Annotated in this window: 20 protein-coding genes, 1 tRNA gene and 1 pseudogene; 9 read left to right on the forward strand and 13 right to left on the reverse strand. The window is 59.9% G+C overall.

Annotated features, from left to right (window positions below; genetic code table 11):
* Window positions 1-13: 13 nt before the first annotated feature.
* Complete coding sequence (locus HBN79_RS20645; protein WP_095000600.1) at window positions 14-889, reverse strand: MurR/RpiR family transcriptional regulator; 876 nt, start codon at window positions 887-889, stop codon at window positions 14-16.
* Between the two features lie 132 nt (window positions 890-1,021).
* Here HBN79_RS20645 and HBN79_RS20650 point away from each other — a divergent pair, with 132 nt between their 5' ends.
* Window positions 1,022-2,032 carry an Ldh family oxidoreductase gene (locus HBN79_RS20650; RefSeq protein WP_095000599.1) on the forward strand — a complete coding sequence of 337 codons (1,011 nt, stop codon included), beginning with the start codon at window positions 1,022-1,024 and terminating at the stop codon, window positions 2,030-2,032.
* Between the two features lie 157 nt (window positions 2,033-2,189).
* On the opposite strand, the gene HBN79_RS20655 is transcribed toward HBN79_RS20650, so the two are convergent.
* Entirely contained in the window at window positions 2,190-3,224 is a 1,035-nt protein-coding gene (locus HBN79_RS20655; protein WP_095000598.1) for an AraC family transcriptional regulator, read from the reverse strand.
* Window positions 3,221-4,141 (reverse strand): GGDEF domain-containing protein, encoded by a 921-nt coding sequence (locus HBN79_RS20660; RefSeq protein WP_095000597.1) that lies wholly within the window; start codon window positions 4,139-4,141, stop codon window positions 3,221-3,223. Before HBN79_RS20660 ends, HBN79_RS20655 begins: the two co-directional genes overlap by 4 nt.
* Before the next feature lie 469 nt (window positions 4,142-4,610).
* On the opposite strand from HBN79_RS20660, the gene HBN79_RS20665 reads away from it, so the two are divergent.
* From HBN79_RS20665 to HBN79_RS20690, 6 genes are all read left to right on the forward strand, one after another.
* Window positions 4,611-7,145: a TonB-dependent receptor gene (locus HBN79_RS20665; protein ID WP_169917125.1), complete on the forward strand. Its 2,535-nt coding sequence runs from the start codon at window positions 4,611-4,613 to the stop codon at window positions 7,143-7,145.
* A gap of 51 nt (window positions 7,146-7,196) precedes the next feature.
* Window positions 7,197-9,113 (forward strand): phytase, encoded by a 1,917-nt coding sequence (locus tag HBN79_RS20670; RefSeq protein ID WP_169917126.1) that lies wholly within the window; start codon window positions 7,197-7,199, stop codon window positions 9,111-9,113.
* Window positions 9,114-9,168: 55 nt separating this feature from the next.
* Window positions 9,169-9,879 carry a protein TolQ gene (gene tolQ / locus HBN79_RS20675; protein WP_095024528.1) on the forward strand — a complete coding sequence of 237 codons (711 nt, stop codon included), beginning with the start codon at window positions 9,169-9,171 and terminating at the stop codon, window positions 9,877-9,879.
* Between the two features lie 14 nt (window positions 9,880-9,893).
* Window positions 9,894-10,340, forward strand: a complete 447-nt coding sequence (tolR, locus tag HBN79_RS20680; protein WP_095024529.1) for a protein TolR — start codon at window positions 9,894-9,896, stop codon at window positions 10,338-10,340.
* The gene (locus tag HBN79_RS20685) at window positions 10,337-11,116 is read left to right on the forward strand and encodes an energy transducer TonB (protein ID WP_095024530.1); all 780 of its coding nucleotides are present in this window, start codon (window positions 10,337-10,339) and stop codon (window positions 11,114-11,116) included. The genes tolR and HBN79_RS20685 overlap by 4 nt, the downstream gene beginning before the upstream one ends.
* Before the next feature lie 189 nt (window positions 11,117-11,305).
* Window positions 11,306-12,796 carry a DASS family sodium-coupled anion symporter gene (locus tag HBN79_RS20690; protein WP_133079386.1) on the forward strand — a complete coding sequence of 497 codons (1,491 nt, stop codon included), beginning with the start codon at window positions 11,306-11,308 and terminating at the stop codon, window positions 12,794-12,796.
* 93 nt (window positions 12,797-12,889) lie between these two features.
* On the opposite strand, the gene HBN79_RS20695 is transcribed toward HBN79_RS20690, so the two are convergent.
* From HBN79_RS20695 to HBN79_RS20725, 7 genes are all read right to left on the reverse strand, one after another.
* On the reverse strand, window positions 12,890-13,261 hold the full coding sequence (locus tag HBN79_RS20695; RefSeq protein ID WP_169917127.1) for a Na+/H+ antiporter subunit G: 372 nt from the start codon (window positions 13,259-13,261) through the stop codon (window positions 12,890-12,892).
* The gene (locus tag HBN79_RS20700; RefSeq protein WP_016780538.1) at window positions 13,258-13,536 is read right to left on the reverse strand and encodes a K+/H+ antiporter subunit F; all 279 of its coding nucleotides are present in this window, start codon (window positions 13,534-13,536) and stop codon (window positions 13,258-13,260) included. The genes HBN79_RS20695 and HBN79_RS20700 overlap by 4 nt, the downstream gene beginning before the upstream one ends.
* On the reverse strand, window positions 13,533-14,021 hold the full coding sequence (locus tag HBN79_RS20705; RefSeq protein WP_095024533.1) for a Na+/H+ antiporter subunit E: 489 nt from the start codon (window positions 14,019-14,021) through the stop codon (window positions 13,533-13,535). The genes HBN79_RS20700 and HBN79_RS20705 overlap by 4 nt, the downstream gene beginning before the upstream one ends.
* The gene (locus HBN79_RS20710) at window positions 14,018-15,700 is read right to left on the reverse strand and encodes a monovalent cation/H+ antiporter subunit D (protein ID WP_169917128.1); all 1,683 of its coding nucleotides are present in this window, start codon (window positions 15,698-15,700) and stop codon (window positions 14,018-14,020) included. The genes HBN79_RS20705 and HBN79_RS20710 overlap by 4 nt, the downstream gene beginning before the upstream one ends.
* Window positions 15,697-16,041: a Na+/H+ antiporter subunit C gene (locus HBN79_RS20715; RefSeq protein WP_019829081.1), complete on the reverse strand. Its 345-nt coding sequence runs from the start codon at window positions 16,039-16,041 to the stop codon at window positions 15,697-15,699. Before HBN79_RS20715 ends, HBN79_RS20710 begins: the two co-directional genes overlap by 4 nt.
* Window positions 16,041-18,983, reverse strand: coding sequence for a monovalent cation/H+ antiporter subunit A (locus tag HBN79_RS20720; RefSeq protein WP_095024535.1), 2,943 nt, complete (start codon window positions 18,981-18,983; stop codon window positions 16,041-16,043). Before HBN79_RS20720 ends, HBN79_RS20715 begins: the two co-directional genes overlap by 1 nt.
* A 178-nt stretch (window positions 18,984-19,161) precedes the next feature.
* On the reverse strand, window positions 19,162-20,091 hold the full coding sequence (locus HBN79_RS20725; protein WP_186348359.1) for a DMT family transporter: 930 nt from the start codon (window positions 20,089-20,091) through the stop codon (window positions 19,162-19,164).
* 93 nt (window positions 20,092-20,184) lie between these two features.
* On the opposite strand from HBN79_RS20725, the gene HBN79_RS20730 reads away from it, so the two are divergent.
* Together HBN79_RS20730 and HBN79_RS20735 are read left to right on the forward strand one after the other, a co-directional pair.
* Complete coding sequence (locus HBN79_RS20730) at window positions 20,185-20,748, forward strand: XRE family transcriptional regulator (protein WP_169917130.1); 564 nt, start codon at window positions 20,185-20,187, stop codon at window positions 20,746-20,748.
* A gap of 193 nt (window positions 20,749-20,941) precedes the next feature.
* Window positions 20,942-21,015 (forward strand) — tRNA-Cys (locus tag HBN79_RS20735).
* 98 nt (window positions 21,016-21,113) lie between these two features.
* Here HBN79_RS20735 and HBN79_RS20740 read toward each other — a convergent pair.
* The 3 genes and pseudogenes from HBN79_RS20740 to HBN79_RS20750 all read right to left on the reverse strand — a co-directional run.
* Window positions 21,114-22,163, reverse strand: coding sequence for a tyrosine-type recombinase/integrase (locus HBN79_RS20740; protein WP_169917131.1), 1,050 nt, complete (start codon window positions 22,161-22,163; stop codon window positions 21,114-21,116).
* 1 nt (window position 22,164) lies between these two features.
* The gene (locus tag HBN79_RS20745) at window positions 22,165-22,404 is read right to left on the reverse strand and encodes a DUF4224 domain-containing protein (RefSeq protein ID WP_169917132.1); all 240 of its coding nucleotides are present in this window, start codon (window positions 22,402-22,404) and stop codon (window positions 22,165-22,167) included.
* Window positions 22,405-22,488: 84 nt separating this feature from the next.
* Window positions 22,489-22,616, reverse strand: a pseudogene (locus tag HBN79_RS20750) (IS5/IS1182 family transposase); the annotation flags it as partial.

Consider the following 22,616-nt stretch of genomic DNA (forward strand, 5'->3'; position numbering starts at 1 on the left):
CTAGCACCTCGTTTTATTGTTTTGATCCGGGTGAGGATGTGTAGCCCACGAACTCATTGTGTAAGGCCGCGGTTGCCTCAAGACGCTTTTCAACGTCAGGCCCCAGTTGTTTGCACACTTCATTGATCAGCAAATGCACCAGCGACAGCATGGCCGCGGTGGACTCCCAGAACAGGTTGAACTCGGTGGGCACGCGAAACACTTCATTGGCGCTCTGGTCGGCCCAGTCGCAGAAGGTATCGGTGACCAGCGTGACCTCGATGCCGGCCTCGCGTGCCTTGCGGCACAACAACTGGGCGTGGCGCGAGTAGCGACGGGCTTCAAACACCACCAGGGCACAGTCTGCCGGCGGGCACAGCAGTACATCGGCGTAATGCCCGGCGGCGCCGTCGACCAGCTGCACGCCATCGCGCAGGTATTGCAGTAAATGCACCATCGAGGCGGCGATTCCGCGCTCGGTCTGGAAGCCTGCGACAAACACCTTGCGCCGCGTGGCCAGGCGCTGGCTGACGGCACGCCACTGCGGGGTGAGGCTGTATTCGTAGACCTTGACCAGCGCCCCGACTTCCAGCTCGAAGCTGCGCGGCAGGGCCTGCGGGCTCTGGCTCGACTGCTGGCGGAATTCTTGCAAGCGATCACCGACCAGCCACGGGCCATCGCCCAGGTCGTCCTTGAGATCGTTTTTCAAATCCTTGAAATGGCTGTAGCCCAGGGCACGGCAAAAACGCCCCACACTGGACTCGCTGACCCCCAGTTTGCTGGCGATGTCGGCGGCGGTCTGAAAGGGCAGCTCGTAGAGATTGGCCAGCATGTAGCTGGCAATCGCCCGGCCCGAGGGGGCGGCGGTTGACAGACTGCTTTCAAGGCGTTGTTTAATCGGCTGGCTCACGACTGCTTCCTGTTTTTATTTCAGCGCGTTGCAGAAAGTGAATGTTTTCTGTCATTAAGTCAACAATTGACAGAGAACTGTCATCGAAGGATAGTTTGCCTCAGACAAAAATAATCAGACTGGAGCCCCAGAATGTCATCCACGCAGTCGCTTTCCCTCGCCGAATTGACCGCTTTGCTGCAACGGATTTTTGAGCGTCATGGCACCTCGCCGGAGGTTGCCGGGGTACTGGCGGACAACTGCGCCCGGGCGCAGCGCGATGGTTCCTATAGCCATGGGGTGTTCCGCATTCCGGGTTATCTGTCATCACTGGCCAGCAACTGGGTCAATGGCCAGGCGGTGCCGGTTGTAGAAGACGTTGCCAGCGGGTTTATCCGCGTGGATGCGGCGGGGGGCTTTGCCCAGCCTGCATTGGCGGCCGCCCGCGAGTTGCTGGTGGCAAAAGCCCGCAGTGCCGGGATTGCGGTGCTGGCGATTCGTAACTCCCATCACTTCGCCGCACTTTGGCCGGATGTCGAGCCGTTTGCCGAAGAAGGCCTGGTGGCCTTGAGCGTGGTCAACAGCATGACCTGCGTAGTGCCTCACGGTGCACAAAAACCGTTGTTTGGCACCAACCCGATTGCCTTTGCCGCACCCTGTGCGGATGGCAATCCGATCGTATTCGACCTGGCCACCAGTGCGATTGCCCACGGCGACGTGCAAATTGCCGCTCGTAAAGGCCACTCGTTGCCTGCTGGCATGGGCGTAGACAAGCAGGGTGAGCCCACTGAAGACCCGAAAGCCATCCTCGACGGCGGCGCCTTGCTGCCCTTTGGCGGGCACAAGGGCTCGGCGCTGTCGATGATGGTCGAGTTGCTGGCGGCGGCGCTGACGGGGGGCAATTTCTCGTTTGAGTTTGACTGGTCGAAACACCCGGGTGCACAAACCCCGTGGACCGGCCAATTGCTGATCGTGATCGACCCGAGCAAATCTGGCGGCAACAGCTTTGCCCAGCGCAGCGCAGAACTGGTTCGGCAGATGCATGCAGTAGGGCTTGAGCGCATGCCGGGTGACCGGCGCTTTATCGAGCGGGCCAAATCGTTGAGCGAAGGCATCCCGCTGGGGGCTGAAGAGCTGGCGAAGTTGCGTGAATTGGCGGGGTAACTGCGCCAAGGATCCGTTTGGTAAACGCCGCTAAACCTGTGGGAGCGGGCTTGCTCGCGATAGCATCACCGCGGTTTGCCAGATAACCGGCGTGGCCTGCATCGCGAGCAAGCCCGCTCCCACAATCCACCTGCGCGCATCAGGTTTGGGGAGTGGTTTACAACGCCAGAAACTGCCGTATCAGATTGGGCGTACACCCCGTCCAGCGTTTCAGGGCCCGGCGAAAGTTCGCCGGGTCGTTGAAGTTCAGGTACTCGGCCACCGCTTCATTGCTCAGCCCCTTGATCTGGTAAAGATACAGCGCCATATGCTTGCGCGCCTGATCCTGCTGGGCCTGAAAGTGGGTGCCGTGCTTGTTCAGCTTGCGCTTGAGGGTGGCCTGGCTCACCGAAAAATGCTGCGCGGCCTGCTCAAGGCCCGGAGCCTCCCGGGCATTGTTGCGCAAGTACACATACAGCCGGTCAAGCAGGCTGGCGCGAAAGCCCAGGCTGTGCAACTGCTCCTGTGCCTGTTGATAGGCCACTTGGCGGGCAATGGCCGAGGCATTCGGCCAGGGCCGGGTCAGGTATTCACGGGGCAGGCGCATCATGTCCAGCTGGCAGCCAAACTGGGTGTTCTCCCCCAGATGTACCCAGTACTGCTCCACATAATGCGGCTCGGCATGGCTGAAACTGCATTCCCACGGCAGGCGCTCGCCACTGAGCCACTGACTCATGGCCATCAGCGCCGTCATACTGGCCTCCAGTACAAAACGCAATTGCTCCTGGGCCCCACAACTGTCGAGCCAGTACACATAGGCGTATTTGTCGTCCAGCAACAGCCGCGGGGTGAGCAAGGGGCTGAGCAGGGCGCGGTGATGGATCAGGGTTTCCAGGGCCTGCTGCAGGTTCTGTGCCTGCTGCAGGGCGTGGCTGGCCGGGCCGTAATGCCCCGGCCACAGGCGCTGGCCAAACAGAAAACTGCTGTCATCGGCTTCGAGTAAGCGTTGTGCATTGGCGATCAGGGTAAAACACTGCTGGGGGCTGAGACGCGTGTGCCCGGCGACGATGTCCTCGTAAAACAGCCCGGTACCGCGCAGCAGGCGATGGCTGTCGATATCCCGCGACAACGCCAGATCAATCAGGGTCGCAGGTTGATAGTGCCCGGCAATAAAGCGGCTGTCGGCTTCATACCAGCGGCTGTCCAGGGTCATGCGCGTTTGCTCCGTGGCGGCTTGGCCCGCACCAGTGTCAGGTTCAGGCGCTTGAGCAGCTCATCGGGCGCTTCGTTGACGGCCATCACCACCGCGGTACTGGCCGACAGATACACCCGTTCACCCTGTTGGCGGGTTTTGTGGGCCAGGCTCTGCACCGCCTGCTGCAGTTCCAGCGCCAGCAGGCGGGCCTGACTCTCGCCGGTATTGGGCAACAGCACCACAAAACGGTCACCGGCCAGCCTGCAGAGCAGATCGTGGCGACGCAGGTTGAGCAGCAGCAACTGGCTGAGGGCCTGCAACACGGCATCACCTTCGGCGTGGCCGTAATGCTGGTTGATGGACGTGAAATCGTCGATATCCAGCGCCAGCAGTGACAGCGGCTGTTGCTGCTCGACGCTTTGCGCCAGGCAGTCGCTGACCTGGTGCTTGAGGTAACCGGCGCCGCCCAGAGGGGTGAGTTTGTCGAACAGCCGGTGCTCGCGAAATACCCGCTCGCGCTTCTCCATCTGTTGATTGATAGCCTGCTGCTCGCGGTGCCAATGAAACAGGCCGATGGTCAGCAGAATCATGCCGACGGGCATGGGTGCCGACTCCATCCAGTGATCCCAGCCAATATGTTTGGGCAGGCGGATAAACTCGTCGAGCACATCCACCCACCAGGAAAAAAACATAAAGCACAGGCCGTACGCCAGGTAGTTGGTGACCCGCCCGGTGGGCCGGCTTTTAATCACCAGCCCCAGCCAGAACAGCATAAACAGGGCGGTGCCGCCTTCGCCGAAGATATCCAGCCAGTGCCACTCGCTGAAGGCCTTGGGGGTACCGAATGCCAGGTTGAGCAGTACCGCGGCATTGGCAGCCAGCAGCAGTAAACCAAGCTTGTAGCGATGGTGTTTAAGGACGTTTAACCAAGTCATCACAGTTCTACCCAAACCTATTGCCGGTCAGCAGAGCAGAGCGGTGTGACAACTGTATGACGGGGCTTGCGGGTCGAATCAGCTCAGATGTGTGGTGAAAAAAAAGTTAAACGCAAGCTCGTGGTTGCCCCCGATTTCGTAGCAGCTGCCGAAGGAACGAGGCTGCGTCCGATTGCGCAGCACTCGTAAATGCGGGTTGTCGGACTGACCTTAAACACCGCACAACCTGACTTTACGACGGCTTCGCCGCCGGACGCAGCCTCGTTCCTTCGGCAGCTGCTACGGGGGGCGATCCTTTCGTAATCAGGTCAAATCAGCTCATTTACCCCTTTCTCACTGCTTGAAACCTTTTGTTTCGGGCGTTTCGCCGAACACTGTCACAGCGCTGTCATCCGCCGACCCTAGCTTTCGCTCCCAAGTTGTCGGGCCATTTGCCCGGCCTGACGTGCGATTTTGGGGGAGCACCAACATGTACAAGTGTCGCAGCAAGGCGCAGTGGGTCGGCTTTACGGTCAGTGCATTGGCCCTGGCAATCGCCAGCGAACGTTTGAGCGCCGCGGAAACATCGGCCATCGGTGCCACTGAACACGTCGAGGTAGTCGGTCAGGCCGTCAGCCTGGACAAGGCACTCAAGCAACAACGCAACTCGGACACCATCGAAAGCGTGGTGCATGCCGATGGCGTGGCGCAGTTGCCCGACGCCAACGTGGCCGAGGCGGTGCAGCGCCTGCCCGGTATCAGCATTGAGCGCGATCAGGGCGAAGGCCGCTTTGTCAGCGTGCGCGGCCTGGGCCCGGACCTCAACAGCGTGACCATCAACGGCACCCTGGTACCGTCCCCGGAAAGCGCCCGCCGCGCCGTGGCCCTGGATGTGTTGCCCTCGGAACTGGTGCAGTCGCTGTCGGTGATCAAGACCCTGACCCCGGACATGGACGCCAACTCCCTGGGTGGCACGGTAGACGTACAAAGCCTCTCGGCCTTCGACCATGACGGCCTGTTTTTCACCGGCAGCACGGAGGCCGGGTACAACAAGAACAGCCACAAGACCAGCCCCAAGGTGTCGGGCGCCATCAGCGACCGTTTCAGCCTGGGTGACGGTGTCGACAACTTCGGTGTGGCCGCAGCCCTGAGCTGGAACAAGCGCGACTTTCGCTCCGACAACGTCGAAACCGGCGGCGACTGGGATTTCACCGATGGCGCCCGTCTGAACAGCTTTGAACAGCGTGTTTACGAGATCAGCCGCGAGCGTGCCGGTGGTGGCCTCAACTTTGATTACAAGCCCGACGACGACACCAGTCTGTACCTGCGCACCCTGTACAGCCGCTTTGAAGACAACGAAACCCGCAACTCCACCGCCTTTGAATTCTCCGACCCCCAGGCCGAAGACGAGGTGGGTAAAACCAAGACCAAGCGCAAGCTCAAGCAGCGCGAAGAAACCCAGGAAATCCAGTCCTACGTATTCGGCGGCGAACGCACCATGGGCCTGTGGACCCTCAGCGGGCAGGCCGGTTACAGCGAGTCCAGCGAAGACAATCCGGGGGGCATCGCCGGCGCAACGTTCAAGGGCAGTTCCAGCATTGGCAACGGCGGTTTCTACGACACCGAAAAGCCCCGACCGATCATCGGCGCAGGCTTTTATGACCCCAACAACTTCAGCCTCGACAAGGTGGACTGGCAAGAGCAGCACACCAAGGACACCGAGAAAAATATCCGCCTGGACCTGGCCCGCGACTACGACGTGCAGGGCTATGCCTCCCAGGTCAAGTTTGGCGGCAAGGTCAGCCGGCGCAACAAGGACAACGACCTCAATGCCTGGACCTACAAGGACTTCTCCGACCTGGGTTTCAGCGACGAGCAACTGAGCCTCAATGCGTTCAACAAGGGCAACCTGCACTACAACCTTGGCCAGTACGGCCCGGGCATCAGCGGCGGGGCGATCAAGGACCTGATCGGCGGCCTCAACCGCGACGACTTCTACAACGAGCAGGACTCGCGGGCCAATGACTTCAAGATGCGCGAAGACATCAATGCGGCCTACCTGATGAACACCCTGGATATCGATGACTGGCGCTTTATCGCCGGCATGCGCTACGAGGGCACCGAGTTCGAGGCCAAGGGTACGGGCGTGCGCGATGGCGTCTTTGCAGACCAAAACACCCAGCGCGATTACCACCACTGGCTGCCGGGCCTGCATGCGCGCTATCAGTTGGCGAAAAACACCCAGGTGCGGGCGGCCTGGACCAACACCGTCGTGCGCCCGACCTTTGGCCAGCTAGCCCCGGGCTTTGTTATCGAAGATGACAAAGCCGAGTTCGGCAACCCCAACCTCAAGCCGCTGGAATCGAGCAACTTCGACCTTGGCATCGAGCACTTTATGGGGCAGGCGGGCACGGTGTCGGCGTTCCTCTTCTACAAAGACATTAAAAACTTCGTCTACAACAACGACCTGGCGGGCAGCGGCGAATGGGTCGACTTCACCGAAGCCCACAGCTATGCCAACGGCGACAGCGCCAAGCTCTATGGTCTGGAACTGGCCTACTCGCAAAAATTCGACTGGCTGCCGTCACCCTGGAACGGTTTGATCCTGGGCGCCAACAGCACGTTCAGCCGCTCCAATGCCAGTATCAAGGGCGTTGACGCAGCGACCGGAGCCAGCCTCAAGCGCGATATCGATTTGCCCAACCAGTCCAAGACCGTCGGCAACCTGATGCTCGGCTGGGAAGACGACAAGCTGAGCCTGCGCCTGTCGGCCAACTACAAGTCGGACTACCTCTACGAACTGGCCGGGGTCAACGACAAGGCCCATGACACCTATGTCAATGCCCAGACCTTTGTCGACTTCAGTGCCCGCTACTCGCTGACCAAGAACCTGCAAGTCAAGTTCGACGCCCAGAACCTCACGGACCAGCCGTACTTCACGTACAGCGGCAACAGCCGCTTCAACAACCAGTACGAAGAATACGGCCCCACCTACTCCGTAGGCCTGACCTTCACCCATTTCTAAGCGCTGGGCAGACCAGGCTTTAACCCCATTTTCTTATGGATTGCATGTCCCATGACCCATGTATTCAAACGCACACCCCGACTACTGCCATTGCTGGTGTGCCTGGGCGCAGGCAGCGTGCAGGCGGCTACCGAAGTGGCCGCCCCGGCATTGCAGCAATGGTCCGCCAGCAAGGCCCAGGCCTTGAGTTATTTGCCAAATGGCTCCGGGGACGAACGCCTGGCCGTGAGCAAGCGCGAGGGTGTGTTGCTGCTCGACAAACAGGGCAAAACCCTGAGCCGGGTGCCGGGGGCTTTTGCCGGGCTGGACAGCCGTGCACTGGGGGATCAGGTCCTGGTAGCCAGTCACGACAAGGACAGGCAGCAAGTGGCGCTGTTCAGCCTCGACCCCAAGAGCCATCAATGGCAACCCCCGACGTACTTGCCCACCCGTGACTATGGGGTTGAAGGGGTGTGCCTGTACCAGGATGACGCACGCAATATCTACCTGTTCACCGTGGGCGAAGAAGGCAAGGGCGAGCAGTGGCTGGTAGCTGCCGACAGCCAGCGCTTGCCCGCGCCAAGGCTGGTGCGCAGCCTGCCGTTGCCGCCACAGGCGAAGTTTTGTCAGGTGGACGATGGCGCGCAGAACCTGTTCGTCAACGAAGAAAATGTCGGCTGGTGGGCTTACCCGGCGCACGCAGAAGCCGATGTTGAGCGCGTGCCCGTGGCGATGGTCGAGCCCTTCGGCAATGTGAAAAAAAGTGCAGGGGCCATGGCGCTGATACCGGGCGGGATGGTCGGGCTTGACCCGCAAGCAGCGCAGTTGAATCTGTATCAGCAGCAGGGCAAACGCTGGGCGCCTGTAGCCAGCCTGGCGCTGAACGGGATGATCGAGCCTGAACACCTGGCCCTGCGCCAGACACCCCAGGGTCTGCAACTGCTGGTGCAGGACGGCGCCAGCAGCAAATTGTACGAAGGCACACTGGCCTGGAAAACCACACCGGCCAGCCTGCCCCCTGTGCTGGTCAGCGTAAAACCTGCGGTGCAAACCGAGGTGGTGATGAGTCAGGGCGATGCGGCGGATGACCCGGCGATTTGGGTTCACCCGCAAACACCGGCCCTCAGCCGTGTGCTGGGCACCAATAAGCAGCAGGGCCTTGAGGTGTACGACCTGCAGGGCAAGCGTGTGCAGCATCTGCCGGTCGGGCGGCTGAATAACGTCGATGTGCGCCCGGGCTTCGAGCTGGGCGGGCGCACCGTGGATCTGGCCGTGGCGACCAATCGCGATCACAACAGCCTCAGCGTGTTCAGCATCGACCGCGCCACTGGCACCTTGCAGGAGGCGGGCGAGATCGCTACGCCGGTTTCGGACATCTACGGCCTGTGCCTGTTCAAGGCGCCCTCGGGGGAGATCTACAGCTTTGCCAACGACAAGGACGGCACCTTTGTGCAGCACCGCCTGGTCGCCAGAGGCAACACGGTCGAGGGCGAACTGGTGCGCCAGTTCAAGGTGCAAACCCAGCCCGAAGGTTGCGTGGCGGACGACCGCAATCAACGGCTGTTCCTCGGTGAAGAAGATGTGGCGGTGTGGGCGGTGGATGCCCGTCCCGACCAGCCGGCAACGCTCACCAGCGTGATCAGGGTGGGTGAGCAGGTGCATGACGACATCGAGGGGATGGGCCTGTATCAGACCGAAAAAGACAACTACCTGGTGATCTCCAGCCAGGGCAACGACAGCTATGTGGTGGTGGATGCCGAGCCGCCTTACGCCCTGCGTGGTGCTTTTCGGGTTGGGGTGAATGCTGTAGCGGGCATCGATGGCGCGTCGGAAACCGATGGCCTGGATGTGACGTCCGCCAACCTCGGTGGCCCTTGGAGCAAAGGCATGCTGGTGGTGCAGGACGGCCGCAAACGTATGCCCGAGCAAGCCCAGAACTTCAAGTACATCCCCTGGAGCGATGTGGCCAATGCGTTGCACTTGCCATAACCCGGTCATCTGAATGCTTTTCAATCCTTCAATCGCGGATCAATGGAGTAACAACATGCACGCAACCATGGAACACATGACGATCTGGGGCCTGATCAGCGACGCGAGTCTGCTGGTCAAAGGCGTAATGCTGACCCTGTTGGTGGCCTCGCTGTTGAGCTGGTTTCTGATTGTGCGGCGCAGCGCCATTTTGCGTCGCAGCGAGCGCGAAATGGACAGCTTTGCGCAACGGCTAAGGGCTCAGGGTGAGCTGAATGCGCTGTACCGCGAAAGCCGTGATGTCAGCCATGAAGACGCGGGCGCCGAGCAGGTATTTGTCGCCGCGTACACGGAGTACACCCAACTCAGGCAGCAGCCCGCCGTGGATGCCGAAGGGGTGATGCAAGGGGTTGAGCGTGCGTTGTATGTGGCCATCAGCGAGCAGGAAATCCGCCTGGAAAAAGGCCTGCAGTTTTTGGCGACCGTTGGCTCGGTCAGCCCCTACATCGGGCTGTTTGGCACCGTGTGGGGGATCATGAATTCCTTTATCGGCCTGTCGCAGGTGCAACAGGCGACGTTGTCCACCGTGGCCCCCGGCATTGCCGAAGCCCTGATCGCCACGGCCATCGGCCTGTTTGCAGCCATTCCGGCGGTGATTGCCTATAACCGCTTCTCGGCCCGTGGCCAGACCCTGCTGACCCGTTATTACAGCCTGGGCAACGAAGTGCAGATGCGCTTGTACCGCAGCTTGCATGCCGGTTCGCGGAACATGTCCGCCGTCGCTTGAAAGGGAGTTTGAACATGCTTGCTCGACCACAGCGCAAACACGGGCCCAAGGCCGAAATGAACGTGGTGCCTTACATCGATGTGATGCTGGTGCTGCTGGTGATTTTTATGGTGACCGCGCCCATGTTGACCCAGGGGGTAAAAATCGAACTGCCCAAAGTCGCCAGCGAAGCCCTGGTCAATGACAGCCAGCAAAAAATCCTCACGCTGTCAGTCAAGGCCGAGGGCGGTTACTACTGGAATCTGGGCAGTGAACTGGACACCAAAAACCAGACCGACAGTGCCGTCAGTCTTGAAGAGCTGCAAGCCAAGATCGGTCAGGTGGTGGCGCAAAACAGCGACACCCAGGTGTATATCCGTGCCGACAACGAGGCGGGTTACGGCAGCGTGGTCAAGGCGATGGCGGCCCTGCAGCAAGGTGGCGTGAGCAACCTGGGGCTGGTGACCGAGGCGCCGCAATGAGTGCCGCGTTGATGCATGGCGCGCTGGCGCCCGCACCGCCGTTGCCCTGGACCCGGCTGTGGCACAACAGCCAGGCCGTGGTGGTGAGCGTTGCCCTGCACAGCGCCGTGGTGGCTTTTCTGGTGCTGGGCTGGAGCATGGAGCAATCATTGCCGGAACCCGCCCCGTCGACCCTGAAAACCCGGCTGGTGATGCTGCCCGCCGAAATGCCCGCGGCGCCACCTGCGCCCGAGCCGCTGCCGGTGGTAGCCCCTGCGCCGGTGGTTGAGGCAAAACCCGAGGTGGTAAAGCCTAAAGTCGACCCGCAGTTACAGGCGCGCAAACTGGAACAGGCGGCGCTTGCGCGCAAACGTGTGGAGGAGCAGAGACAGGCGCAAGTGGAACAACAAAAAGCCGCGCAGGTTGAGGTTCAGCGCCAGCGAGCGCTGGCCGAAGCGTCGGAGCAGCAGGCCCGTGTGGCAGCAGATAACGCCAGGCGAGCGCAACAGGCGGCAGCGGCATCGGATGTGCGCCAATACCTGCCCATCAGCAAACAAGCCCCGGATTACCCGCAGCGGGCACTGGACAAGGGCATTGAGGGTGATTGCACGGTCGAGTATTCGGTGACCCCGCAAGGCAAGGTCGACAACCCCAAAGTGGTGGGCAACTGCCATCCCGCGTTTATCCGGCCGTCACTGGTGGCGGCGGCGACATTCCGTTATCAACCGCGGTTGATTGATGGTCAGGCCGTGACCGTACCGGGGGTGCGCAATACCTTTCACTACAAGATCCAGTAACGGTAGGCACAACCCTGTGGGAGCGGGCTTGCCCGCGATGGCAACGACGCGCATTGACTGAAAGACCAAGGCGCCTGTATCGCGAGCCAGCCCGCTCCCACAGGGTTTGCCGCTCACCTGACGAGTATCAACATCCTCCGGGCTTCCTTGGCCTATGCTCCACGGGTTTTCCAGCACAAGGAACTGGCCATGAATGCACCTGCAACCACCCCCACGCCTGCTACGGCAAAAGCCAAACTGCCCATAGGCCTGGTGATTGCGGTCCTGGTGATGATCGGCATTTTGCTGCTGCCATTGCCCGCCGACTTGCCGGTGGCCGGCCATCGCATGCTGGCTATTCTGGCGTTTGCCGTGGTGGTGTGGATCACCGAAGCGGTGTCGTACGAAGCCAGTGCCATCATGATCACGTCCTTGATGGCGTTTTTGATCGGCATGGCGCCCACCCTGGCAGACCCCTCAAAGCTCTACGGCACATCGGCCGGTATCACCATGGCCCTGACCGGTTTTTCCAATGCCGCCCTGGCGTTGGTAGCGGGCGCGTTGTTTATCGCCGCAGCCATGACCCATACCGGCCTGGACCGGCGCATTGCCCTGGTGACGCTGTCGCGCATCGGCACCAGCACCCGGCGCATTCTGTTGGGCGCGATTGCGGTCACCATTCTGCTCAGCCTGGTGGTGCCCAGCGCCACGGCCCGCAGTGCATGCGTGGTACCGATCATGATGGGGGTGATCCTGGCGTTTGGCGTGGACAAGCGCTCCAACATTGCGGCCGGGATCATGATTGTCGTGGCCCAGGGCACCAGTATCTGGAACGTGGGGATTCAAACGGCCGCCGCGCAAAACCTGCTGACCGTGGGGTTTATGGACAAAATGCTGGGCGCCCGGGTGAACTGGCTCGACTGGCTGATCGCCGGTGCGCCGTGGGCCATCATCATGTCGGCAGTGTTGCTATTTGTGGTGCTTAAACTGCTGCCACCGGAAAGCGACAGCATTCCCGGCGGCAAGGAGGCGGTCGAACAATCACTGGCAGAGCTGGGCCCAATGACCGGGCCGCAAAAGCGCCTGATGGGGGTCTCGATTGCATTGCTGCTGGCCTGGGCCACCGAGGGCAAACTGCACAGTTTTGATACCACGTCGACCACCTACGCCGGCCTGGTGTTTTTGCTGTTGCCGCGATTTGGCGTCATGACCTGGAAAGATGTGCAGTCACGTATTCCGTGGGGCACGGTGATCGTGTTCGGGGTCGGGATCAGCCTGGGGACCGCGCTGCTGACCACCCAGGCCGGGCAATGGCTGGGCACGCAGGTGGTGGCGAACACCGGTCTGGATCAGGTCGGTCCGGTGGGGATTTTTGCAATCCTGGGGGCATTCCTGATCCTCATTCACCTGGGGTTTGCCAGTGCTACGGCGTTGACCTCGGCGCTATTGCCGATCTTGATCGCCGTGCTGCAAACCTTGCCGGGTGAATTCAACCGCCTGGGCATGACCATGTTGCTGGGTTTTGTGGTCAGCTACGGGTTTATCCTGCCGATCAACGCGCCGCAGAACATGGTGTGCCTGGGCACCCAGACCTTCACGGCCAAGCAGTTCGCCAAGGTCGGGTTGATAGTGACGGCGGTGGGGTACTTGCTGATGCTGCTGTTTGCCGCAACGTACTGGAGCTGGTTGGGCTGGATGTAAGTGTGTGGGAGCGGGCTTGCTCGCGATGGGATCAACGCGGTTCAGCTGACGAATCGCGTCGCCTGAATCGCGAGCAAGCCCGCTCCCACACCGTCAGCTGCCGCTTTCGCTGCGCCCGCCGCTGCTGACTTCAGCCGGTACGTCTTCACCCGCCATGCGTTTGCGGAACAACGAGGTCCGGGCCAGAAGCAGGGTGGTCACCGGAACCGTGATGGACAGCAGGATCGGCATCAGCCAGGCATGCAAGACCGGGGTCGATTTAAGTGCGGAAAAGTACAGGATCGACGCCAGTGCAACACCCCATGCGCCAATGGTCGAAGCCAGAGCCGGTGGGTGCATGCGCTGGAAAAACTCCTTGAGGCGCAGCAGCCCGATGGCCCCGCACAAGGCAAACAGGCTGCTGAGTACCAGCAGCAGGGCCACCGGTATTTCGATCCAGAGCGACAACTCGCTGACGCTATTCATTCGATCACCTCGCCACGCAGCAGGAATTTGGCCAGCGCAAAAGAGCCGACAAAGCCAAACAGGGCAATCAGCAGCGCGCCTTCAAAGTAAGTGTCACTGGCATAACGGATACCCAGCACCAGCATCATCAACATGGCCAGGATGTACAGGTAGTCCAGTGCCAGAACCCGGTCCTGGGCCGACGGGCCCTTGAACAGGCGGATCACGGTCAGGACCATTGCCAGGCTGAAGATAAACAGGCTGAGCAGGATGGCATTGGAGAGCAGGGCACTCATTCAAAGATCTCCATCAATGGGCGTTCGTAGGCCGTCTTGAAGTGCTCGATAAACTGCGCTTCGTCCTCCAGGTCGAACACGTGCAGCAACAGCACGCTGCGATCCAGCGCCAGTTCCGACCAGATGGTGCCGGGCACTACGGTGGTGATCATCGACAAGGCCGCCAGGCCGTTGGCATCACGTAGATCCAGAGGGATTTTCACAAACCGCGAGCGTGGCGGTTGTTTGCCAGCCCGCAGTACGCCCCAGGCCACGGCAATGTTGGACAGCACCACATCACGGCCCACCAGAAAGAACAGCTTGATGATCACCCGTGGATGGCGAATGCGCACAGGCAACGGTCGCAGCGGCGCGAACATCAGTGGCGCCAGAATGGCCAGCGCGGCCCCCAGCAGCAGATTGCCAGCACTCAGGGACAGGTTGAGCAGCAGCCACAGCGCCAACAGCGCCAGGGACAGCCAGGGAGCAGGGAACAGACGCTTCATGGTTGTACCTCCTGTGCTGCCGCCTTGGCTTGCGGGCTTGGCACCGGACGGGTGCCGATCACGGCCATCACGTAACGCTCCGGGTTGTTCAGGGTGTCGGCGGCGGCCTGGGTATAACGCATGACCGGCTCGGCCTTGAACGTCAGCACAACACACAGCCCGAGCAGCAACACGATGGGCAGGCATTCGATGCGGCGCAGTATCGGTGACTCACGCTCAAGGGGCGTCCAGAAGCGCTGGATACCCATGCGCGAAAAGGCAATCAATGACGCCAGCCCCGAGAGAATCAACAACGCCAGCAGGCTCCAGGCCGCCGTCGAAATGGGCGCATCCGATGAGTTGCCCAGGCCCAGGGGGTTGAGCAGGGCGTTGAGCAAGCCGAGTTTGCCGATAAACCCGGACAGCGGCGGCATGCCGATAATCAGCAGGGCGCAGGCAATGAAACTCAGCCCCAAGAAGGCCATGGTCCAGGGAATGATCTGGCCGACAACGACTTTTTGCTCATCGTCCAGGTTACTGCCGCGCGGCGGCGGGGTGGCGGTCAGACTCGGTTGTGGTTCGGCATCGTCTTCGAGCACCAAATCGGCCGAGGAGCGCGAACGTTCGATCAGCTCGGCCAGCAGGAACAGCGCACTCAGGGCCAGGGTGGAACTGATCAGATAGAACAACGCGGCGGCAGTCAGGTTGGGCTGGGCGAAACCCACGGCCGACAACAGGATACCGGCAGAAACCAGGATGCTCAGGCTGGCCATGCGCTCCAGTCGCTGGGCGGCGATGATGGCAATGGCTGCGCAGACAATGGTCGCCATGCCGCCGTAGATCAGCCAGTCGCCGGCAAAGTACGCCGATGCTCCGGCCTGCCCGGAAAACAGCAGGGTCCACAAGCGCAATACGGTGTAGATCCCGACTTTGGTCATGATTGCGAACAGGGCTGCCACCGGCGCACTGGCCGAGGAATAAGCAGGCACCAGCCAGAAATTCAGCGGCCACATGCCCGCCTTGGCCAAAAAGGCCACAGCCAGAATGGCAGCGCCCGCATGCAGCAATCCGCGATCCGCTTCAGGCACCAGGGGAATCTTCAGCGCCAGATCGGCCATGTTCAACGTGCCGGTGACGCCATAGATCAAGGCCGCGCCGATCAGGAACAGGGAAGAAGCCAGCAGGTTGATCGAGATGTAATGCAGCCCCGCAGACACCCGGGTTTTGCCCGAGCCGTGGAGCATCAAGCCGTACGAAGCGGCCAGCAGCACTTCGAAAAACACGAACAGGTTGAACAGGTCGGCGGTCAGGAAGGCCCCGTACAGGCCCATCAGCTGGATCTGGAACAGCGCGTGGAAACTGGCTCCTGCGCGGTCCCAGCGGGCCATGGCGAACAGCAGGGCGCTGATGCCGATGATGCCGGTCAGCACCAGCATCAAGGCGCTCAAGTGATCAACCACCAGGGCTATCCCGAAGGGCACTTCCCAGTTGCTGGGCAGGTAAACGCCAATCGAAGCCGGAATGGCTTGCTGGCGGGTCCAAAGCAACAACATTACGGAGATGCCCAGGCCGAGCAGGGTCGAGATCAGATTGATCCGTGCCTTGAGCGGTCGGTGTTTCTCGCCCAGCATCAGCATGCAGGCTGCGGTGAGCAGTGGCAGCAAAATGGGGGCGACGATCAGGTGCGGCATCAAATTCATTCTTTAGGCTCCCGGCCATCTACGTGGTCGGTACCGGTCAGGCCCCGAGAGGCCAGCAAGACCACCAGAAACAGCGCGGTCATGGCGAAACTGATGACGATAGCGGTCAGCACCAGAGCCTGGGGCAATGGGTCTGTGTAGTTGAGCAAGTCCTGAGGGACGCCGTTCTTGATCACCGGCTCCTTGCCGATAAACAGGCTGCCCATGCTGAAGATGAACAGGTTGACACCGTAGGACAGCAGGCACAGGCCCATGACCACCTGGAAGGTTCGCGGACGCAGAACCAGCCAGGTGCCCGATGCGGCCAATACTCCGATAGCAATGGCGATGACTTCTTCCATCAGGCGGCTCCTTCTTTGGTGGCAAGCGCGGATTGAAGGGCAGGCAGCGGGGCAAGCTGATTGCTCGGGCGATGGGCCCGTACGGACTGGTGAGCCAGTGCCGTGAGGATCAGCAGGGTTGCGCCGACGACCACCGCATACACGCCGATATCGAAGAACAGGGCGCTGGCCACATGGATATCGCCCAACAGCGGCACGCTGAAATGGAAGGTGTGGGTGGTCAGGAACGGGTAGCCCAAGGGGATTGCGCCCAGCCCGGTCAATGTTGCAAACAACAGCCCGGTGCCCATCCAGCGCAACGGCCGCAGGCTCATCTGTGCCTCGACCCACTGTGTGCCGGCAACCATGTATTGCAGGATAAACGCCACCGACATCACCAGGCCTGCGACGAAGCCGCCGCCCGGCTGGTTATGGCCGCGCATGAACAGGTACATGGACACTACAAAGGCAATCGGCAGCAGCAAGCGCACCAGCACGGCCGGCACCATCATAAAGCCCAATGCGGTATCGCTGGCGCTACGCGGGTTGACCAGGTCAGTCATCACGTCCTTGGCCAGGAGTCGCTGCTGGGCAGGTAGCTGCATGCTTTCCTTGGAGGGGCGGAAGCGACGCAGCAGGGCAAACACGGTCAGCGCAACGGCGGCCAGAACAGTGATTTCACCCAGGGTGTCGAAGCCCCGGAAATCCACCAGCATCACATTCACCACATTGCTGCCGCCGCCTTCAGGCAGTGCCCGGCTGAGGTAAAACGAAGAAATGTCGTTGGGGGTCTGGCGTGTCAGCATCGCGTAAGACAGCAACGCCATGCCGCCACCCACTGCCGTGGAGAGCAGCAAGTCGCGCAAACGACGGATCTGCGCCTTGCGCAAGGTACCCGGCAGTGGCGAGACTTCTTCGATACGCCGTGGCAGCCAGCGCAGGCCAAGCAGGATCAGCACGGTGGTCACGACTTCGACCACCAGTTGGGTCAAGGCCAGGTCCGGCGCCGAGAACCATACAAAGGTGACGCAGGTCATCAGGCCGCACACGCTGACCATCGTCAGGGCTGCAAGACGGTGGTACTTGGCTTGCCAGGCGGCGCCGAGTGCGCAGGCAATCGCCAGCAGCCACAGGGTGATAAAGACAATCGAGCCCGGTATTTTCGGTCGATCGCCCCAGCTCAGGCCGCTGTAGAACATCGGGATCAGCCCGGCGATAACGGCAACCAGAATCAACAGGAACAGCTGGGTTTGCAGGCGCTGGGTGCTGATGCGTCGTTCAAGCCGACGCGCGCCGCGCATGATCACCACCAGGCTGCGCTCGAAGAAGCGTTTGCCATTGAAGTACTTGATCAGCGGCGGATACGGGAAACGATCGAGCTTGAGCTGTTTGCGCAACAGCACATACAGCAGGATACCGCCGGACATGGCGATCAGGCTCATGATCATCGGCGCATTGAGCCCGTGCCAGATGGCCAGGCTGTACTCGGGCAACTCGCCGCCCACGACCGGCTGTGCAGCGGCGGCGAGCAGCGGGCCGACGGTTTGTGCCGGGAAAATCCCCACCATCAGGCAGGTGAACACCAGCAGCTCGACCGGGGCGCGCATCCAGCGTGGAGGCTCGTGCGGGGTGTGTGGCAGGTTGGTCGCAGGCGGGCCGAAGAACACATCCACGGTAAAACGAAGGGCGTAGGCCACGCTGAACGTGCCGGCGATGGTCGCAATGACTGGCAGGGCGATTTCAACCCAGGCCGTGGAATTGATAAACACGGTTTCGGCAAAGAACATTTCTTTGGACAGGAACCCGTTCAGCAGCGGCACCCCGGCCATCGAGGCACTGGCCACCATGGCCAGGGTCGCGGTGTAGGGCATGAGCTTGAACAGGCCGCTGAGCTTGCGAATGTCCCGTGTGCCGCTCTCGTGGTCAATGATCCCGGCAGCCATGAACAGAGACGCTTTGAACGTTGCATGGTTGAGGATGTGAAACACCGCAGCCACGGCGGCCAGCGGGCTGTTGAGGCCCAGCAGCAGGGTAATCAGCCCCAGGTGGCTGATGGTCGAATAGGCCAGCAGGCCTTTAAGGTCATTTTGAAACATCGCGCAGTAAGCGCCCAGCACCAGGGTGCAGGCACCGGCGCCGCTGACAATCCAGAACCATTCTTCGCTGCCCGACAGGGAAGGCCAGAGACGAGCCAGGAGAAAGACCCCGGCTTTGACCATCGTTGCCGAGTGCAGATAAGCCGATACAGGGGTTGGCGCCGCCATTGCATGGGGCAGCCAGAAGTGAAACGGGAATTGCGCACTCTTGCTCAGGGCGCCGATCAGGATGAGGGGTAGCAGGATTGGATACAGGCTGTGGGCGCGGATCTTGTCGCCCGCCGCGAGCACGGCATCCAGATCATAGCTGCCGACGACATGGCCAAGCAGCATGACCCCCGCCAGCAGACACAACCCCCCGGCGCCCGTGACCATCAGCGCCATATAAGCGCCGCGTCGGGCATCCGAGCGGTGGTGCCAATAACCAATCAGCAAGAATGAAAAGAGGCTGGTGAGCTCCCAGAAAAACACGATCTGAATCAGATTGCCCGACAGTACCAGGCCGAGCATGGCCCCCATAAACGCCAGGAAAAACGCAAAGAAGCGCGGAACCGGGTCTTCGGGGGACATGTAATAACGGGCGTACAGCGACACCAGCGTGCCGATGCCAAGCACCAGAATCGAGAACAGCCAGGCGAATCCGTCCAGACGCAGGACAAAATTCAAGCCGAGACTGGGCAGCCACATGAACTCTTCACGAATGACGCCACCGTGGGCGATTTGTGGATAGAGCATGGCTACTTGAACAGTGCCGATCAAAGCAATAAGACCGGCCAGCAGTGATTCACTGTTACGTGCGTTGTGCGGCAAAACAGCCGCCAGACAGCTGCCGACGAAGGGCAGAAGCAGTAGAACTATCAGGGACATAGGCTTCTAATCTGCAGGAGTTTGTAAGCGATCATACGTGGCGAGTTGCAGATCACCAACAGTGAACCTGTGGCTGAATCCTACAAAGTCTGTCGATAACCGGTTGGGTTTCCTACAGTTCTCTCCTCGTGTAAGCGCTTCTAAGTAAAAAATCGTACTGCGTCTTAGGCTTGCAGTTTTAATCGCAGGCTTGGTCGCCTTGCTTTTGCTCAAGCTCTTCGAGCTTCTTACCCTTTGTTTTTAACTCACTCACGATCACCGCTGCAACAATCAATGCCGCGCCAAGCAGCGCAATGCCGGGCAAGCGCTCACCTGCAAGACGCCCCGCAATGCCAGCCCAGACCGGTTCACCTGCATAGATAAGTGTGGCGCGGGTAGGCGAAACGCTTTTCTGGGCCCAATTCATCGCGACCTGAATCGCCGCACTGGCAGCGCCCAAGCCAACCGCACTGGCTAACAATAGCCATGAAAAGTCAGGAATGGCTTCTTGTGTCGGCACAATCATCAAAAACGCCAGAATTGACGCCGTGCTGAGTTGAACGACAGTTACCCGGCGCACATCGACTTTGCCTGCGTAAGCACTGATCAGAATGATTTCGGCAGCGATAGCAATGGCGCTGATCAGCGTGGCGATCTCTCCGGGGCCGAAATCCAGGGACGCGCCGCTTGGGCCGGACAACAACATCAGTCCGGTAAAGGCCAGCATGATCCCCAGGCTCGGCATCAAACCGGGCCTGCGTCCCAGCACCAGCCACTGCAGCAGCGGTACAAAGGGTACGTAAAGCGCGGTAATGAAGGCGGACTGGCTACTTGGTATGGTTTGCAGGCCAATGGTTTGCAAGCCGTAGCCGAGCATGATCGAGACACCGATAAACATGCCCGCCTTGAGCTCGAACAGCGTGATGCCGCGCAGGTTGCGAATGGAAAAAAAAGCGACAATGCCGGCCGCCGCGGCAAAGCGCAGCCCCACAAAAAACATAGGCCCGCTCGCTGTCAGTGCATGCTGCACCAGCAGAAAGGTGATGCCCCACACCATCGTAATCAGAATCAGCACGCACTCCGCTTTACTGAAGCGAGAGGTCAAAGGCAGCAATCGGGTAAATTTCATTGGCGTCGCAACCTTGCGTGCTACAGGAATGGAGACGCACAATGCGTCAAAGCTGGGCAGTATACTGCGCAGTCCCACAAGGTGAGCAATATAGTGCCCAAAGAAAATTCACAACGTGCGTCGGTTTTGCAGCACGTCAGTCAGAACGTACGGCGCCTCAGATTGCTGGCGCACCTGAGCCAGAGCACCTTGGCCGAACTGTCCGGTGTGAGTCGGCGAATGCTGGTGGCTATAGAGGCTGGCGAAAAGAACGTCAGCCTGAGCACCCTTGACCGAGTTGCAGAGGCATTGAACGTAGCCTTCAGTGATTTGATTCAGGCTCCGGGCTCGCCTGACCCGAGTCGCATCAACGAAGTGGCCTGGACGGGTGCGAAGGCGGGGAGCAAAGCCGTCCTGCTGTCCAAAGCCACCGCCACCCGCGAAGTCGAGTTGTGGGAATGGACCCTGGAGCCGGGAGAGGAATACCTCTCCCAGGCAGATGCCGAAGGCTGGAGCGAACAGCTCTACGTATTCGAAGGCTGTTTGACCCTGGTCATGGACGAACAGGTACTGCGATTTAGCGCGGGAGAGTTCTATATGTACGCCAGCAACCGACCCCATGCCTACCGCAACGAAGGCGAGGGGACATTGCGGTTTGTACGCAATGTCGTGATCTGAAAACCCGTGGCAGAAAAATAACTAAAAATTATTAGAATTCAGGGGGTTGCCAGCTTCAGCCTTCTAGTACATAATGCGCGCCATCAGCCCTGGGGCAACTACCTGAAGTGCTGAAGAATCAAATGGTTGTAGCGACAAGTCGCAGTTACAAACTCTTGTTTTTGATGTTTCTCACGAAGCTTCAAGCACAATTGGCCGAATAGCAAAATGGTTATGCAGCGGATTGCAAATCCGCCCACGCCGGTTCGATTCCGGCTTCGGCCTCCACATTCGAAAGCCCCGTAGATCAAGGTCTACGGGGTTTTTTATTGGGCGCAGGAAAGTGAAGTGTTCCATTACTTTGGGCATGGTGTTCCATAACTAATTCACTTTGTGGGCTTGGCGATGGCTCCGATACGCCGGTAAACCCGTTCCGTAATCCCTTCTTTTGAGTGCCCAAGAAGCGCGCTCGCCTCCGAAATATCTGCAATTTCCGATGCAGCCTTTGGCCTGATGTCTCGAAATTGAAATTGCATGATCCGCTTTGCTTCCTCCTCTGATCCCGATGCTCTTGCCCTGTCAGCGGCAAGCAATCGAGTGGCGTCCCAACGGTTGCGCATCATTTGCCAGGACACCCGCACACCGCTTTTGCTGAGAATGAAATAAGGCGAGGTGTGAGCAGCATTGCGCTGCATGATTTGGTCAAGCAACAGCCCGAGACTGCTGCGGCCGATACTGGTGTTCAAGTGAATGCGAAGGCGCTTGCCCGTCTTGCCTTGTCTTACCAGAAGAAAATCCCCCGCCATATCGTCGCGGCGCATCGCCAAAACATCTGCCGGGCGTTGCCCTGTCAGATAGGCCAAGTCCATTGCGTCCTGAACCTCTTGCGGAGCGCAGCCATAAACTGCCGCCCATACTTCGTCATTGGCGTAATAGTCCCTGGGCTTCTCTTTGTTCTTACGAACACCAAGGCACGGATTCTCCTGTCGAGTTAGCCCCCACTCCCTGGCAATGTTGAATACATGCGAGAGCAAAGCGAGCTCTCTATTAGCTCGCGTCTTGGCAGATCGGGCATCGCGGTATTGGGCGACCATAGACGGCGATATCGCATCAATAGGCGCATCATCAAATACCGCTCTCAGTTGGCGAAGTTCGGCGGCATTGTCTTTTTGCGTCCTTGGGGCCTTCTTGGGAATGATGTCTCTGGCGTATCGATCAAATATCCCTCTCATTACAAGCAGGTCTAAAGGTTTTTCTTTCGACTCCAGTTCGGCCCACTTCATACGGGCCTGGTTAATATCCTTGCCCAGCGGAATGTCATGGCCCGTTGCATCGCGGTAATAGTAAGCCGTCCACACTTTCCCGTTTTTACGCAGGCGCGTGCGCTGATACATCCTTGGCGGCAGGTGTTGGTTTTCGGTTTTGCGAGGGCGCATTTCAACTTACTCGAGAAAAGTCAGGGGTCCAGGTAGGTGCTGGTGGTGGGGGTTGGGTTGCCAGGGTTGGAGAAATTATTCCGAGCTTCATGCGGGCGAACATCCGGCCAACCAGAGGGCGACCGCCGCGACTTTCGATAAAGACCCAGTTGCGAGCCTTGAGCCATTGACGCTGATAGCTGCGGTGTTTGTAGCCCGTCAGGTCTGCCAGTTCATCCTCAGTAAGGATTTCAGTATTCATGGGGGTGTCTCCATTCAGCTGTGCTGGAAGGTTCTGGTTTTGAGTTAAACTTTTGAAAATACTTAACTGACATGTGAATCGCCCCTAGGCTCTGTACGTAAAGTATTGTCGCAAGCACCGCATAGCGCAGGCCAATGAGACCATCGCCGCAAAACTTGTTGCGAGCTTGTCGAAGCGCGTCACGATGCGACGGTTCTCCTTCAGCCAGCCAA

The sequence above is a fragment of the Pseudomonas sp. WS 5051 genome, from assembly GCF_012985715.1.
GTDB lineage: Bacteria > Pseudomonadota > Gammaproteobacteria > Pseudomonadales > Pseudomonadaceae > Aquipseudomonas > Aquipseudomonas bubulae.